This is a genomic window from Candidatus Poribacteria bacterium (genome assembly GCA_026702755.1).
In the GTDB taxonomy this organism is placed as follows: Bacteria; Poribacteria; WGA-4E; order WGA-4E; family WGA-3G; genus WGA-3G.
The window spans coordinates 1-14,605 of record JAPPBX010000013.1 but is presented as its reverse complement, the minus strand read 5'-3'; the positions used below and the strand labels follow the sequence as shown (position 1 = coordinate 14,605).

Annotated in this window: 11 protein-coding genes; 6 read left to right on the top strand and 5 right to left on the bottom strand. The window is 47.2% G+C overall.

Annotated elements, in window-relative coordinates; translation table 11 throughout:
• Nucleotides 1-79 precede the first annotated feature (79 nt).
• Both OXH39_02310 and OXH39_02305 read right to left on the bottom strand, forming a co-directional pair.
• Entirely contained in the window at nt 80-1,468 is a 1,389-nt protein-coding gene (locus OXH39_02310) for a DUF4159 domain-containing protein (protein MCY3549264.1), read from the bottom strand.
• 1,521 nt (nt 1,469-2,989) lie between these two features.
• The gene (locus OXH39_02305) at nt 2,990-5,167 is read right to left on the bottom strand and encodes a tetratricopeptide repeat protein (GenBank protein ID MCY3549263.1); all 2,178 of its coding nucleotides are present in this window, start codon (nt 5,165-5,167) and stop codon (nt 2,990-2,992) included.
• Between the two features lie 169 nt (nt 5,168-5,336).
• Between OXH39_02305 and OXH39_02300 the strand changes: the two genes are divergently transcribed.
• From OXH39_02300 to OXH39_02285, 4 genes are all read left to right on the top strand, one after another.
• Nucleotides 5,337-7,247 carry a hypothetical protein gene (locus OXH39_02300; GenBank protein MCY3549262.1) on the top strand — a complete coding sequence of 637 codons (1,911 nt, stop codon included), beginning with the start codon at nt 5,337-5,339 and terminating at the stop codon, nt 7,245-7,247.
• Nucleotides 7,248-7,369: 122 nt separating this feature from the next.
• Nucleotides 7,370-8,266 (top strand): prephenate dehydrogenase/arogenate dehydrogenase family protein, encoded by an 897-nt coding sequence (locus OXH39_02295; protein ID MCY3549261.1) that lies wholly within the window; start codon nt 7,370-7,372, stop codon nt 8,264-8,266.
• A gap of 7 nt (nt 8,267-8,273) precedes the next feature.
• The gene (gene cmk, locus OXH39_02290; GenBank protein MCY3549260.1) at nt 8,274-8,951 is read left to right on the top strand and encodes a (d)CMP kinase; all 678 of its coding nucleotides are present in this window, start codon (nt 8,274-8,276) and stop codon (nt 8,949-8,951) included.
• Nucleotides 8,917-9,612: a lysophospholipid acyltransferase family protein gene (locus tag OXH39_02285; GenBank protein MCY3549259.1), complete on the top strand. Its 696-nt coding sequence runs from the start codon at nt 8,917-8,919 to the stop codon at nt 9,610-9,612. The genes cmk and OXH39_02285 overlap by 35 nt, the downstream gene beginning before the upstream one ends.
• Here the strand turns inward: OXH39_02285 and ychF are convergent.
• Nucleotides 9,605-10,699, bottom strand: coding sequence for a redox-regulated ATPase YchF (gene ychF, locus OXH39_02280; protein MCY3549258.1), 1,095 nt, complete (start codon nt 10,697-10,699; stop codon nt 9,605-9,607). The genes OXH39_02285 and ychF overlap by 8 nt on opposite strands.
• Nucleotides 10,700-10,835: 136 nt before the next feature.
• Here ychF and OXH39_02275 point away from each other — a divergent pair, with 136 nt between their 5' ends.
• Both OXH39_02275 and OXH39_02270 read left to right on the top strand, forming a co-directional pair.
• Nucleotides 10,836-11,225, top strand: coding sequence for a hypothetical protein (locus OXH39_02275; GenBank protein ID MCY3549257.1), 390 nt, complete (start codon nt 10,836-10,838; stop codon nt 11,223-11,225).
• Nucleotides 11,226-11,259: 34 nt separating this feature from the next.
• Nucleotides 11,260-12,018: a class I SAM-dependent methyltransferase gene (locus tag OXH39_02270; GenBank protein MCY3549256.1), complete on the top strand. Its 759-nt coding sequence runs from the start codon at nt 11,260-11,262 to the stop codon at nt 12,016-12,018.
• Nucleotides 12,019-12,141: 123 nt separating this feature from the next.
• Here OXH39_02270 and OXH39_02265 read toward each other — a convergent pair whose 3' ends face one another.
• Nucleotides 12,142-13,122: a WD40 repeat domain-containing protein gene (locus OXH39_02265; GenBank protein ID MCY3549255.1), complete on the bottom strand. Its 981-nt coding sequence runs from the start codon at nt 13,120-13,122 to the stop codon at nt 12,142-12,144.
• Nucleotides 13,123-13,205: 83 nt separating this feature from the next.
• Entirely contained in the window at nt 13,206-14,258 is a 1,053-nt protein-coding gene (locus OXH39_02260) for a 3-isopropylmalate dehydrogenase (protein MCY3549254.1), read from the bottom strand.
• Nucleotides 14,259-14,605: the final 347 nt, after the last annotated feature.

Sequence of the window (14,605 nt, the reverse complement as noted above, 5' to 3'; positions counted from 1 at the left end):
ATAATCCACGCTTACGGCGTGGGTTTTACAAGGTTTTGGCTGAACTGGGCGCGCTTTGTAAGCGCGCCCGTTTTTGTTATTATTTTTCTGTTGCTGCTCTCTGTCGCATTTGGTAAATAAACATGTTCGTCATGAACCGATAGACATCCGAAGAGCGTCGTGATGCGAGGGGAGCCCGGCTATCGACCTCGGCGGTTTCCATGCTACATAAGTAATCGAGCGGGCAAAATACGACCCCCAAGCGAGGTTTGCCTAACCGCCCTGGTACCAAAATACCTTTAATATATCGCCATTGGACGTTTCCACCCTCGTACCCTGTTCCCCAGAACGTTGAGCCGCCGACAGGCGTTTTTTTCAGTTTGAAATAGCACTGAAAAATCTCATGTCGTATATCATCCAGGGTTTTCATCGGATACTCAGGGAACACCGTGCGTAACTCGTTTTCTACGAGTCTCGCAAACGATTTCTCGTTACCGCCATCACCACAATAGTCGAAAAACAGCATGCCGTTGTAATCGAGAATGTATTTCCGAAGGGCTGCGCGCTCCTCACTGCTGAACCCTGATGCTTGTGAATTGCGGTCGGCTAACCGTTGATAGGATACGGACATCGCTTGGTCGTGCCCTGTCATTATCATTAGTGGTGCATTCATGATGTCCTCATCTGTTAGTGATAGCGCGCCACCGGCGTATTTCATATCAGCAGTGATTGATGGCGTGTGATCGCGCAACCATTTTATTAGGGATGGGATCGCTGTCGGATCTTGCCACCAGTCGCTCATCTGATGCTTTAGACGGATCAGGCGAATATGCCCTCGTACGATGCCGTCCTCTTCATCAATAATGCTGCCGAGTTGATCGCCGATTTCGTCTGCGTAAGTACCAACAAGGTCCGAGATTCCTTCAGCGAATGCATCTTGTCCTGTGCCTCCTGATTGTGTTAAATTTCCAAGACCTTTCCCTGAACCGCCACCTCCCGTACCTTTACCAGGGGTATTTCCGTATCCAGAGCCTGTTCCATCCTGACGATAACCTCGCCCGTCCTTAATTTCTCCACTTCCTCTTTCTATTGTTGCTGAGTTCGCTTTAGTGGCTGCAAGGATGGACTCCGGTGAAGGCGCGAGTTTTACCACTGTCGAAAGCGGTGGTGCTTCTAACTTCGGTTCTTCGTTGACTTTCGGAATTGAGGACATTAATGAGGGTAGCCGCTTCGCTGCTGGACTCTGAATGGATGCCGTGGCAGCAGCAGCACTCTGATTGACCTCTCGGATTATCTTTTTTGGTTTGTGTATCCGAGGCGGTGGTGGAATAAAATCTACAGCAATCGTATCTTCTATCTGTTCTACCAACGGTTTCAATAACCATATCGCTGTGAAAATAATTGCGATTGCATGTGCTATCAAAGAGAATACCAGTGCTCTGTTTCTACGTTGTTTAGCGTAGTATTTTTCGATCATTCGTGTGTTCATGATTATTCCTTTATTGGGGTTTGAATTATAATATTAGGGCGGTATGCTGAAAGCAGAACTAATTTAGTGCCAAGGGACGGTCAAATTTTTAAGTAGCACCCGCCGTGTTTTTATTTTTATGCATAGTAACGTGAGTTTGAAATAAGCATCATTATGGACATTCAAAGAATGTCCTGGAACTTACGAACAGTGAAAACAACAGTTGTTCTCGCTGATGTATTTTCGTTTTGTTAAAAGCAAAACACCTACTGGGTTTGAACCCATGCAAACAAAAACCGCGGCGGAACATCCTGTATGAGATAGAACGCGTGCGGTTACTTTTAATGACAGAAAGGTGGCTCCTGCCACTGCTGTCCTCGTGATGATGTAAATTGTTAGAAACGCTAAATTTTGCGAAACGCTAAATTTTTCGGGGGGGGGGGGGGTAAACTAATGTATAGTTAAAACTAAGTGGGTGCCAATACACAGATGGTTTGGATCTCCACAATAGCGGAAGCTCGTTGGCTTGCATATTAACTTTTTCAACTGCGGCATTAATACATCGGTTTCTCATGTTGGTTACCCATGGATAGATTTTGTCGTCTTTGCATTGATGGCTTATACGTATTTTGAGAAGAAAACTCTACTGAAGCTATGGGAACTTAGGGAACTCAACAACGAATTTCCAGTCTGTAGGTTGGGTTGAGCGCGGATCAAGTAAACGTGCATACACAAGAGACTTCTCAACACAAGGAAACTTCAACACACCAAAGACCGCGTGAAACCCAACGCTTTTTGACTATGAACGACTCATGGAGGGCATCCGTTCTTCTGTAAACACAGGCGGCTTTACCGTTCAACCCAACCTACAGGTCCCCTATTCGCATTTTTAATTATCAAGCTTACGTTGGTTATAATAGGTCAATTTTGATAATTATGCAAGGAGAAAAAGAGTAATTAAATTTGTGTCTAACTAAAAAATTATATCGAATTTTCAGGGAAAAAACTGAAACTATAGTAAAACCTACAATTAATTAGACATTATGGAAGGGCGAGGTTACAAACCTCGCCAGCGGTGGTGAAGTGTTTTGTGTTTACCAAAGTGCCCTTTTATTTTCGGATTTTACTATAAATGGCTCTGGTGCTTTATAGTAGATCCCGTAATTACTTATACACCTCCAGGAGAAGCGTCGGGAATCGGAATTCCCTCCTACAAGGTTCATGAAGCAGGACGCGTTTTTTCAAAATGTAAACTTATTTTCGGATTTTACTATAAGTGCTTTGTATTCTTTGGTTGGGATTATAAATTCGGCATGTAGCATTTGTACTCGGCTCAGAGGACTGGTTCGGTGAGCGGCATTGGACAATGGGAATGGGCTTCCTTTTTCAATAGAAGTACTGCTACAAATCTGCGGGTTCTACAAGTTGGCAAGGGGTAGTTGAAACCTCGTCTACTGGTTCCAATGAAGGAGAGATGTGAAAAAATTAGTCCAAGGTAGGTTTGTCGTTATGAGAAAGAGCGTAGGGATATTTGATAACTCCTTACCCTTTCCTCATTCGCTTTATTTTCAAAGTAAACTGTTTACTACCGAGTAGCTGTCCATCCTTGCTGAACAGTTGGATCTCCAAGGATTGGTCTCGTTCACGCACCTTCTTATCTGCTGATATTGAGACTGCGATAGTTTCTGGGTTATTCTTACCGAGTTTTGAAATTTGTGCCGGTTGGTTATAAGGCACTCCGGAGATAAAGGGCGGATCAATTCTGACCCCTACATTGCGAACTGTGCCACCACTATTCCTAATTACGAGCCTAAGACGACCTGTTTCACCAGCGTCAAGAAAGCCATTCCCTGAAGGTTCCTCTAAAGAAACTGCTATTGAGAGGTCAGGAGGTGTTGGAGAAAATGCAGGCAGCGGAATTATATTAAACCTGAAGGCAACAAACGCGCCAACCACGATGATTCCCAAAATAAGAGCATAGACCCTGACTTTCTTCCAAATTTTTTTATTTCTCTCTAAGTTTCTGGCGAACTTGATGATTTGGAGGAATTCGCGTGCTTGCCGATGGTTTGGATTGCGCCTTAATGCTTCATCCGTGGCGGCTTTTGCATCGTCAAATGCCCCTATTTCGAGGTAAGCCTGCGCTAAACTGTAGTGCGCCTCTACCAAACTGGGATCTACCTTTATTACTTTTTTGAACGCTGCGGCGGCTTGATTATACTGCTTATTGCTGAGAAAGACGAGTCCTCGCTCTAAATCTTGCTTCACATCGGATGTATCTGATGGCGGTGTACTTACTGACTTCGTCGGTGTGGGTTGAGGAGGCGTGGGGCGCGCCTGTTTTATATTCTCTAAGAGTTGGTACGCCGATTGGGAGTTAGTGTCAACCTTTAGTGCCGCGTTCGCTGCGTTTTCTGCGTCATCAAGTTGTTCTGTTTCAAGATAGACTTCACCTAAACTGACGTGTGCGGTTACAAAATCTGGATCCAAATCTATCGCCTTTTGGAACTCCGCAATCGCTTCTGTAAGCATGTTCGCGTCTCGATAAGCGATGCCGAGTTCATAGTGTGTTCCCTGACTTGATTTTGCGGTTGATTGTCGGTCTATAGGTTGCTCCGGTTTTGGGGGTGTCGTCGTCTGTGTTTCAAGAGGTGTGAAGCTTGGATCGATGGCTTCCAGAAGAGCGTGTGCAGGTTGATAATTTGCATCCAATTTCAACGCCTCTCTCGCTGCTTCTCTCGCCTTTCCAAGTTCCTGCTGTCCAAGGTAAGCGAGAGCCAGCGCGTGATGTGCAGCCGTATAGGTACTATCAAGGGCTATTGTTTTCTGCAGTGCTTCGACCGCACGGGGATACGTTTCCATTTTGAGATAGGTTAACCCCAAGTTGTAGTGCGCAGTCATAAAATCGGCATCGAGGGTTATGGCGTTCTGAAAGGCTGTCGCAGCTTCACTATAGCGTTCACCGTTGAAGTAAGTGATGCCTTTGTTGTAGTGTGCCTGTTTTATCGCATTTGCGAGGTCGTGGGCGGGTTGATAGTTGGGGTCGAGTCTTAGTGTTTCTGTGACAGCGTATGTCGCCGCTTCTAAATTGCCCGATTCTCGGTGTGCGCGGGCAAGGTTGTAGTGTGCCCGTTTGAAATTCGGTGCGATGGCTATAGCACGTTCAAAATGCGGGACCGCTTTATCAGGGTGTCCTTGTTCAACGTAAGCATAACCGAGGTTGTAGTGTGCATCGACAAGATCGGCATCTAAGGCTATCGCGTTTTTTAATGCCTTGATTGCCTCCTGATACGCCTTCAGTCCAATATAAGCGGCACCGAGGTGGGCATGGATATGCTTATTTTCAGTGTCGGAAACCTCTGGGTTGCGCCCTAAATCGGCATCGAGGGTTAAGGCTTTCTGGAATGTGGGAACCGCTTCAGTGTAGCGTCCGGCGTCGAGATGTTGTCTGCCTCTGTTGTAGTATGCTTGTGTTATAGTGTCGCACAACAGCATCGCGGGTTGGTACGTGGCATCGAGTTTTAAGGCTTCTGTGACGGCTGTGTTTGCTTTCTCTAATTCGTCCTGTTCGAGGTAGGCGCGACAGAGCGCACAGTGCGCACTTATGAAATTCGCATCCAGTTTTATAGCTGCCTCAAATTCAGGGACAGCTCTGTTGTATTGTCCTGCTTCCAGATAAGCAATACCGAGGTTGTAGTGTGCTTCTTTTATAGCGTCCATTTATTTAGGTTAGGAAAAGAGAAGGTTATTTTCGCATTAATTTTTACGGTCATTTTATCAGATTTGCTTTAATTTTGCAAACAAAAATCTTGAGTGAGGTTCGGTTCTGCTGTATAATGCTGTTGAGCGTTTATAGGTACAACAACGCACGCCTCGACTGAGAATCTCTATGCTGCAACACTCGCCTGCCCACTCTACCTCTGTTCCTCGCAGGAAAATCCGTTGGCGGATTATTTGGCTTGGACTTGTGCTCATTCCGTTCAATAACTATTGGGTCTTTGCCTCGTTACGTTGGGATCAGGGGTTCCCGACGACGATGTCCCTCTTTTTCAACACCATCTTCGCGCTTACCATCTTGATAGCCCTCAATACATTTCTCCATCGATTGGCACCGCGTGCTGTGCTCACCCAAGGCGAATTGCTGGTGCTTTATGCAATGCTATCTGTGGCATCTGCTATCTGCGGACATGATCTGTTTGAAGTTATCATTACGAATATCGCCACAGTTGGTTGGTTGGCAACAGAAGAGAATGAGTGGGGCACGCTTTTCCACCGCTATCTTCCCGAATGGCTCGCCTTGACGGATAAGAGCCGTTTGACTGTCTATTTTACGGGGGAATCCAGTCTTTATCTGCGTCCACATCTCCAGTTGTGGTGGCAACCTGTGCTTGCCTGGAGTGGCTTTATCATTGTTCTGCTTTCCACGACGTTTTGCATCAATGTTATGCTGCGGAAGCAGTGGATTGAAGTGGAACGGCTCAGTTATCCGATTATTGAGTTGCCGTACCAGATGACAACGGCGCGTTTCTTTCGCTCAAAACCGTTGTGGATAGGCATCATCCTTGCCGGTGGGATAGATGTGGTTAACGGACTGCATTTTCTCTATCCAAGCTTCCCTGGACTTGGTGGGGAGTTCTATGATTTGCGTCCGCTGTTTACAACAAAGCCGTGGAACGCTATTGGTTGGACCCCGATTGTCCTGTTTCCTTTCGTTATCGGGATGGCGTATTTTATTCCGCTCGACCTTTCATTTACATTCTGGTTTTTCTATATCTTTTGGAAGTTTGAGATGATCTTCGGTAGTATTGCTGGCTTGCAGCGAATTCCGGGGTTTCCGTTCATTTTCGACCAGTCGTTTGGGGTTTGTGTCGGTGTATTGGGGATGACCTTATGGAGTGCGCGGAAACATTTACGAAATGTGTTTACACAAGCATGGCGTGCGAATAGAGAGACGGCAGCAAACGAACCGATATCCTATCGCACGGCGGTGATAGGACTGATCGGTGGGTTTCTGCTGCTGACAGGTTTTTGGTGGGTGGCGGGGATGTCTTTCTGGGTAGCGGTACTCGTTTTCGTTATCCATCTGACGACGGTGACGGTGATTACCCGTGTCCGTGCTGAATTGGGTCCACCGATTCATGACTTACGTTCCATGGGACCTGATGTCTTACTCCCGAAGATGTTTGGGATGCGCAGACTCGGCGGGCAGAATCTGGCACTCTTTTCGCTTGTGTTCTGCTTCAATCGTGCTTATCGCGGGAATACAATGCCGCATCAATTAGAGGGCTTAAAATTGGCGGAACGGTCGCGAAGTTCTTCGCGACGGATGGCAATCGCGATGCTCCTCGCCATGGTGCTGAGTCCCTTTGCTGCGTTTTGGGGAGCACTGCATCTCGGTTATGAGAGTGGAGCGATAGAGGTCTGGTCGGGTTCTGTGTTTAACCGCACCCAGAATTGGTTAACGAATCCGATGCCTGTTAACATTCCGTCTTTGATTGCTATGATGTTCGGGCTTCTGTTTGCATTTGGTCTCACCTTAATTCGACTCCGCTTTTTCTGGTGGCCCCTATATCCGATTGGGTATGCCATCTCTGGGACATGGGCTGTAAACTTCTTCTGGTTTTCGGTCTTTGTGAGTTATTTCATCAAGTTAGCGATTCTGCGTTTCGGTGGCGTGCGGATGTTTCGACGGATGGCACCGTTCTTTCTCGGGCTGATTTTAGGGGAGTTCTTAGTGGGGAGCGTCTGGGGACTGCTCGGTATCTTCCTTGAAAAGCCGATGTATCGATTTATTTGGTGAGGAAGACACATCTACCGTTTTTCACTTGACAGGGATGCGTGAACTTCTTAGAATATACTGAGGCTTTTGTGTATCGGGTATGCCGCGGGACGTTTGCAGATTGAAGGTTTCTAAGACTTGTTATGGGACACATACAACAACTTCGTCGAATTACAATATGGGGTGTCGGCTTAATCGGCGGTTCGCTTGGGCTTGCTCTGAAGGAGAACGGATTTCAGGGGCAACGCGTCGGGTTAGGACGTAACATCGGCAGACTTGAGAAGGCACTTCAACACGATGCGGTTGATACCGTTACGACGGAGGTAACAGAAGGGTTACGCGGGAGCGACCTTGTTGTCCTGTGTACACCTGTTGAACTTGTTCCAGTTTTGGTGCAGCGTATCGTTGCGTTTGTTGATACACAGCCGCACCGTCCGGTGTTGACGGATGTGGGCAGTACGAAATCGGTGTTGGTAAACACAATTGAGGCACAGTTGTCGAAACGCGGTTCGGATGCTGTTTCTTTTGTGGGTGCGCATCCGATGGCAGGCTCACACGAAACTGGTGTTGACGCAGCACTCGCGACGCTTTTTGAAAACGCAACGTGTATTCTGACACCCACAGAGAATACCGATGCGGATTCCTTACAGTTGGTTAAGGATCTCTGGGAATTTGTCGGTGCGGTGCCATATCTCCTCTCACCCGAAACCCATGATCTACTCATCGGTGCTGCAAGCCATCTCCCACATCTCATGGCGAGTCTACTCGCGAACACCGTTGCGAATGTCGAAACGGAAGGGACAAAGGCGTTGGATTTTACTGCGACCGGTTTTCGGGATTCCACCCGTATCGCTGCGGGGTCACCGGACTTATGGACCGGTATTTTCACACAAAATAGCGATGTCCTTTTATCACTCATTGATGACATCGTTGACAACTTAACCGAATTCAAAACCTTGGTTCAAACGGATAACCGTGCTGAGATTGAGCGTGTCCTTTTCGAGGCGCAGGTTATCGTTAAAAAGCGGAGGGAAGCATAGGAGGCGCATGAAAACAACAGGATCTCAGGTGACGATTGCGATGGATGGCCCTGCCGGGTCTGGGAAGAGTACGGTGGCTCGACGCATCGCAGAAAAACTCGGCTTGCTTTATCTCGATTCCGGCGCGATGTATCGGGCGGTGACGTTTTTGGCGATACAGGAAGGACTTGAAGCGAATAGTCCTAAACTCATCGACCGTGTCAAGGCGTGTCATATTGAATTCTCGGATAATGGCAAAACGATTTTACTCAATGCGGAAAATGTATCTGTCCAGATCCGTACACCAGCGGTCAACAGACGGGTTGCGGATGTCGCAAAAATTCCCGAGATTCGCCGTGAAATTGTGGCACATCAACAACGCATCGGCGCAGAAGGCAACATTGTTGCTGAAGGTAGGGATCTAACAACCATTGTCTTTCCCAATGCCGATTTTAAATTCTACCTTGATGCGTCCGTAACAGAACGGGCGAAGCGTAGACTTGCCGAACTCAAAGCACAAAACGTAGACGCAACATTAGCAACGGTTGAAACGGAGATTCGCGCTCGCGATGAAAAGGATACAACCCGAGAACATAGTCCGTTGCGTACCGCTGACGATGCAATTGTTATTGATACAACATGTAAAACCGTTGAGGAAGTGGTTGATTTTATTGTCGAACATATCTATGGAAGTGAGGCGTGTTAGCCGTAAAGTTATGTGGTATACCAATAATCAGTTCTGGACATCCCGTGCGCTCTACCGATGGGGACATCGACTCACAAATCTTTTCTGTAAAACGATGGGACAGCTTGAAGCACGCGGCGTTGATCGTATTCCGAGAGAAGGTGGGGTTTTACTTGTTTCAAATCACGTCAGCTTCCTTGATCCGGTTATCGTCGGTTCCGCTGCGAACCGTGAGATTCATTATATGGCGCGGAGTAATGCATTCGACATTCCGGGTTTAGGGAAACTCATCACAGCGTATAATGCCTATCCTGTAAATAGGGGTGCCCCTGATTTAGGGGCGTTGCGACGGACGATTTCGCTTTTGAAAGAGGGGCACGCGGTGCTTATATTTCCGGAAGGGACCCGTAGCGTTGATGGCACGTTGGGAAGAGCGCGGGACGGTGCCTGCTTTATTGCACACCGGGCAGGCGTACCGACCATTCCTGTTTTCCACAGCGGCGCGGAACGGATGTTACCACGGAACAGTAAGCGGCTACGCCGAGCAAAATTGACTGTCGCCTTTGGGAACCCGCTTGAACTTACTACCGAAGGATTTGAGACGAAGCGTGAAATGTATCAACAGATGGGCAATCAGATGATGGAAGCGATTGCGGACTTGCGGGATAACCTACTCAGGTAGCTGGATTTGCCAGAATCAGTAAGACATCCCCCTCTTGTACTTGATAGGTTTTGCCTTCGGCTCTCAGCAACCCTTTACTTCGTGCTTGCGGATAACTACCACATTCTACCAAGTCAGCCCAGTTAATTGTTTCCGAACGGATGAAGCCTTTTTCAAAGTCGGTATGGACGCGACCGGCTGCCGCAACGGCGGTTTGTCCGTCTTGCAGTGTCCATGCCCGTGTTTCGACTGGACCGGTTGTAAAGAATGTGAGCAGTCCCAATAACTGGTATGAAGTCTGGATGAACCGTTCTACAGCGGATTCCTCTAATCCCATCTCCTCCATAAAAATCTCGGTATCCGTTTCATCGAGTTGCGACAGTTCCATTTCTAACTGTGCGGCGAGTACAATAATCGCTGTGTGTGGTTCTGCTTCATATTTGGTGAAACGTTTGTGAATCTCGTCAGCCGCGTCCAGTTGTGTTTCACCGATATTGCAGACTAACAGCACTGGTTTCTGTGTCAAAAACCCGTAACCGCGTATCACCTTTTCTTCATTGGCAGATAAATTGAGGGTGCGAAGTGGTTTGCCCTTTTCTAAGGTTTGTTGACACATCTCCAAAAGCCGAATTTCGCTTTGCTGTTCCGGAAGTTTCTGATTTTGAAATTGCTTACGGAGTCGGGTAAGTCTCCCTTCAACGATCTGTAGATCTGCCAGTACAAACTCAAGGGCAATACTTTCGATATCCCGTTCTGCGTCAACACTTCCATCGACATGCGGAACCGCTTCATCTTCAAAAAGTCTGACGACATGCGCAAGCGCATCGACTGTGCGGAGTTCAGCGAGCATCCCAGCATCTAACTCCCCCTGTTCCACATCAGATTTGGTCACCCCGGCAACGTCTACATAATCAATCGTTGCGGGGGTCATTTTAGGGGATTCAAATGTCTTTGCTATCTGTTCCAAACGTCCGTCTGGAACGTTAGCCGTACTGAGGTTTATTTGCCCGCGGCTGGTGTAGCCCCCAATTTCAGCGTTGGACTGTGCTAAGGTGTTAAACACCGTCGTTTTTCCGACCTGTGGTCTGCCTACAATGCCTATCTTCATTTTTTTATGAACCTATTTTGTTTCACTAACGAAGGGTCTAACCCTACCGGTACCTACAGAAAATCTATTGACAACATCCGTGCAAAGTGTTAGTATAAGAGGTAGTTATAGAATCCAACGCAGAGGTAAATTGAGCATGACTGACCAGAAGAGAACATGGAAACGGCACATCGTTAAAACTTTAACCATTCTCTTAATCTTTATGGTATGCCTCGCAGTTTTACAGTGGTTTATCATCAGAGAATTATTTGGTTTTGGTGTAGACATGGTAGAGGACGCGCTCATTCAGCAAGCCCCTGAAGGTGTAGATCGATATAACATTGAAGCTACATTTGATCGCGTCAAAACGGCTGGGATGCAGCTGCCGTTCAGTTTTCTTACCGGAAAAATCAGTCTCCGTAAAATCAGAGCCGTTGGCAGATATGCAAAAGAAGCGAACAATGATGGATCTTGGGATGCTGATGAGATTAACACACTCCTACGGATGATGGATGCCTCTGTCGGAGTTAAAGGAGGAATTGAGTGACTTGCATGATTGATTTGCAAGGGACGCTTAAACAATGCGGACACAGCTAACTCCCCCCTATGAAAAATTCGCCTACGCATACGACCGAATGATGACGAACGTCAACTATACACGTTGGACGCATTACATTGAGTCGCTTTTTGAGAAATATGATTACAAACCGCGCACGGTTCTCGATGTGGCATGCGGCACTTGTGCTTTGACTATAGAACTCGCGCTCAGAGGCTATGAAATGAGCGGCATGGACCGGGCTGTTGGCATGCTCGATATCGCGAAGGAGAAAGCGGCTGCGCACGAGGTAGACATCGAAGTCCATCACGGGGATATGTGCGATTTTCAACTGAATCAAAAATTTGACGCAGTTCTCTGCACTTATGATAGCATTAACTATGCTTACGATGAAACCGAATTAAGCAAGGTCTTTCGGTGTGTTGCTGAGCATCTCGAACCGGACGGCTTGTTTATCTTTGACGTGACAACAGAACGGAACATCGTTGAGCATTTCCACAATAAAACGTTCGCTTCAAACCATGACGATTATACCTACATTTGGAAAAACAACTACCTCCAGCACTCCAAAATGTGCCGCACAGTGTTGACTTTTTTTATCCGAGAAGGTGAATTATTTAGGCGTTATGAGGAGGTTCACCAGCAGCGAATCTTTGAAGTGAGTACGGTCAATGACCTGCTCAAGGCAGCTGGCTACAAACCGCTCAGTGCTTACGATATGTACACCTTCAACCGTTGGAACCGCTATTCAGATCGCATTAATTTTACAGCGCGTTTGCTTTGAAATATGGATAGGTCCAGATGCCGCTTCTTAATCAGCGGACTGCTAAGGAAGACCTATTATGAAACCCTCCAAATAGAATGGTATAATAACTGATAACCCTTCAGTTTTCTTTGGAGAGATGCATCACTCAACTGAAGGTGCGTCCCATAAGAAAATTGTGCCACCACTTTCGCCGCTGACGATGGTCAGACCATCGGGCGAAAAGTCCACACCGACGACAAAAGTCGTATGTCCTGTGAGCGTTTTCAAGTGTTCCGCTGTAACAGTATCCCATAACCGAACAGTCGCATCCCAACTTCCACTGGCAATCGTTTTGCTATCTGGTGAAAAAGATATGCTGGAAACAAAACTCTCATGTCCTATGAGTGTGTCTGTGGATTTTCCTGTTGTAGCATCCCATAATCGGATGGTGTGGTCTTCACTCGCGCTGGCGATCATCTTGCCATCCGGTGAAAAACGGACACTCAGGACAGACCCCGTATGACCCCTAAGTGTTTTCAGGTGTTCTCCCGCGACAGCATCCCATAGGACAAGGGTATTGTCTTCACTCCCACTTACGAGGGTTTTACCATCGGGTGAAAAAGATGCGTTGGTGACAGTCCCCATGTGCCATTTGAGTCTTTTTAGGTGGTCCGCGGTATTGATGTCCCATAACCAAACGGTATCGTCATGACTTGCACTGGCGAGGGTCCTGCCATCCGGTGAAAAGGATATGAAATTGATAAAATTCTTATGCCCTATAAGGGTGTTCAGGTGTTTTCTCCGAATAGCATCCCATAGCCGAATGGAGTTGTCACTGTAAAAGTTACCACTACCACCGGCAATGGTCTCGCCATCGGGTGAGAAGCACACAGTATAGACACCACTTGAATGTCCGATGAGGAGGTCAATTTCTTCACCGGTAGAGACACGGTAGAGTTGGATGCCCATCCAAGATGCCACAGCAAGTTGCGTGCCATCAGGCGAAAACTGAAGATCCTGTATTTGGTCTTTTCCGAGGCGCATCTTGGCACCCTCGGGTAAATCCGACCTACTATAGGCGGATGGGAAAAATAGGGCAAGGATCAATAACAGAATCGTGAAGTGTTGGTAAACTCTTTTCATTTGCTAACCTCCAATTGGTTTGTCCGGCAAGAACATTCAATATATCCCATAAACCGAATGAAAACGCGTCTACCTATAAACGATTACAGTCCTTCTGCGATAAGATCGCCAACTTCTTCAGTCGTGTAGCCCATTCGTCCGGCACCCAGATCTTTGATTTTCCCGCTTGCGAGCAAATCACTGATAGATTTTTCTACTTTTGCTGCTTCTTTTCCGTGTCCAAGGTGGTCGAGCATCATTCCGGCTGCGGCTACTGCAGCAATAGGATTAATCTGATTTTTGCCGGTATAGCGTGGGGCGGAACCGTGGATCGGTTCAAACATAGCGACGCTTTCTGGGTTTAAATTGCCAGATGCTGCGACACCCATACCGCCCTGAATCATCGCTCCGAGGTCGGTGATAATGTCTCCGAACATATTACAGGTCACAACGACATCGAACCACTCTGGGTTTTTCACCATCCACATTGTTGTCGCATCGACGAATGCGTATTCTTTCTTGATGTCTGGATAGTCTTCGCCTACCTCGTCAAAAACACGTCGCCACAGATCGTGTGCATAAGTGAGGACATTTGCCTTGTCGCAGAGCGTCAAGGTGTTTTCCTTGTTGCGCTTTTTGGTGAGTTCGTACGCATAACGTACACAGCGTTCTACACCTTTGTAGGTGTTAATCATCTCTTGAATCGCGACTTCATCGCGTGTCCCGCGTTTCAGGAAACCGCCGATGCCAGCGTATAGACCTTCGGTATTTTCGCGGACGATGATGAAATCGATTTCTTCAGGTCCTTTATCTTTCACCGGGGTCGGGACACCGGGGTAGAGTTTGACGGGACGGAGGTTGATATAGAGATCGAGTTCAAACCGGACCTTGAGCAGGATGCCTTTCTCTAAAATGCCGGGTTTGACATCGGGGTGTCCGATCGCACCGAGGTAGATAGCGTCTAATCCGCGAAGTTCTTCTAAAACTGAATCTGGTAACACTTCACCGGTCGCAAGATACCGGTCGCCACCGACATCGTATTCAACTGTTTCGTATTGAATTCCTGCTTGTGCGGCTGCTGCCCCGAAGACTTTCATTGCTTCGCGCGTCACTTCGGGGCCGATTCCATCGCCGGGGATGAGGCCGATTTTATACATAGATTTTCTCCTAACATGTTCGTATCATGAGTTTTGATTCCTTATATTTTACCACATCTGGCGTGATATTGCAAATCTGAAGCAGGATGGACAGGGTTCTAAGGATTCGTAGGATTATGGGGTTTTCTTGATTGAAAAGTGGAAAAAAGGTTGACCGTCAACGGGAAATCACGGTATAATAGTTCCAAGCGGCTGCAAAATCTTTAACGCTTCAGTGGTGTCGAGTTTTCGTGATTTCCAAGAGGCATTGGAGCGGACATCAACCCGGAAACAGACGAACACCTAACCCACCCCATAAACTTCCACAAGATGATAGCGGCTTCTGTTGTCTGAATCGCGGATTTTCA

Coding starts and splice junctions, on each gene's coding strand:
- cmk (MCY3549260.1), top strand. CDS start 8,274: ATGAAAACAACAGGATCTCAGGTGACGATTGCGATGGATGGCCCTGCC.
- ychF (MCY3549258.1), bottom strand. CDS start 10,699: ATGAAGATAGGCATTGTAGGCAGACCACAGGTCGGAAAAACGACGGTG.
- OXH39_02270 (MCY3549256.1), top strand. CDS start 11,260: ATGCGGACACAGCTAACTCCCCCCTATGAAAAATTCGCCTACGCATAC.
- OXH39_02310 (MCY3549264.1), bottom strand. CDS start 1,468: ATGAACACACGAATGATCGAAAAATACTACGCTAAACAACGTAGAAAC.
- OXH39_02260 (MCY3549254.1), bottom strand. CDS start 14,258: ATGTATAAAATCGGCCTCATCCCCGGCGATGGAATCGGCCCCGAAGTG.
- OXH39_02295 (MCY3549261.1), top strand. CDS start 7,370: ATGGGACACATACAACAACTTCGTCGAATTACAATATGGGGTGTCGGC.
- OXH39_02275 (MCY3549257.1), top strand. CDS start 10,836: ATGACTGACCAGAAGAGAACATGGAAACGGCACATCGTTAAAACTTTA.
- OXH39_02305 (MCY3549263.1), bottom strand. CDS start 5,167: ATGGACGCTATAAAAGAAGCACACTACAACCTCGGTATTGCTTATCTG.
- OXH39_02300 (MCY3549262.1), top strand. CDS start 5,337: ATGCTGCAACACTCGCCTGCCCACTCTACCTCTGTTCCTCGCAGGAAA.
- OXH39_02265 (MCY3549255.1), bottom strand. CDS start 13,122: ATGAAAAGAGTTTACCAACACTTCACGATTCTGTTATTGATCCTTGCC.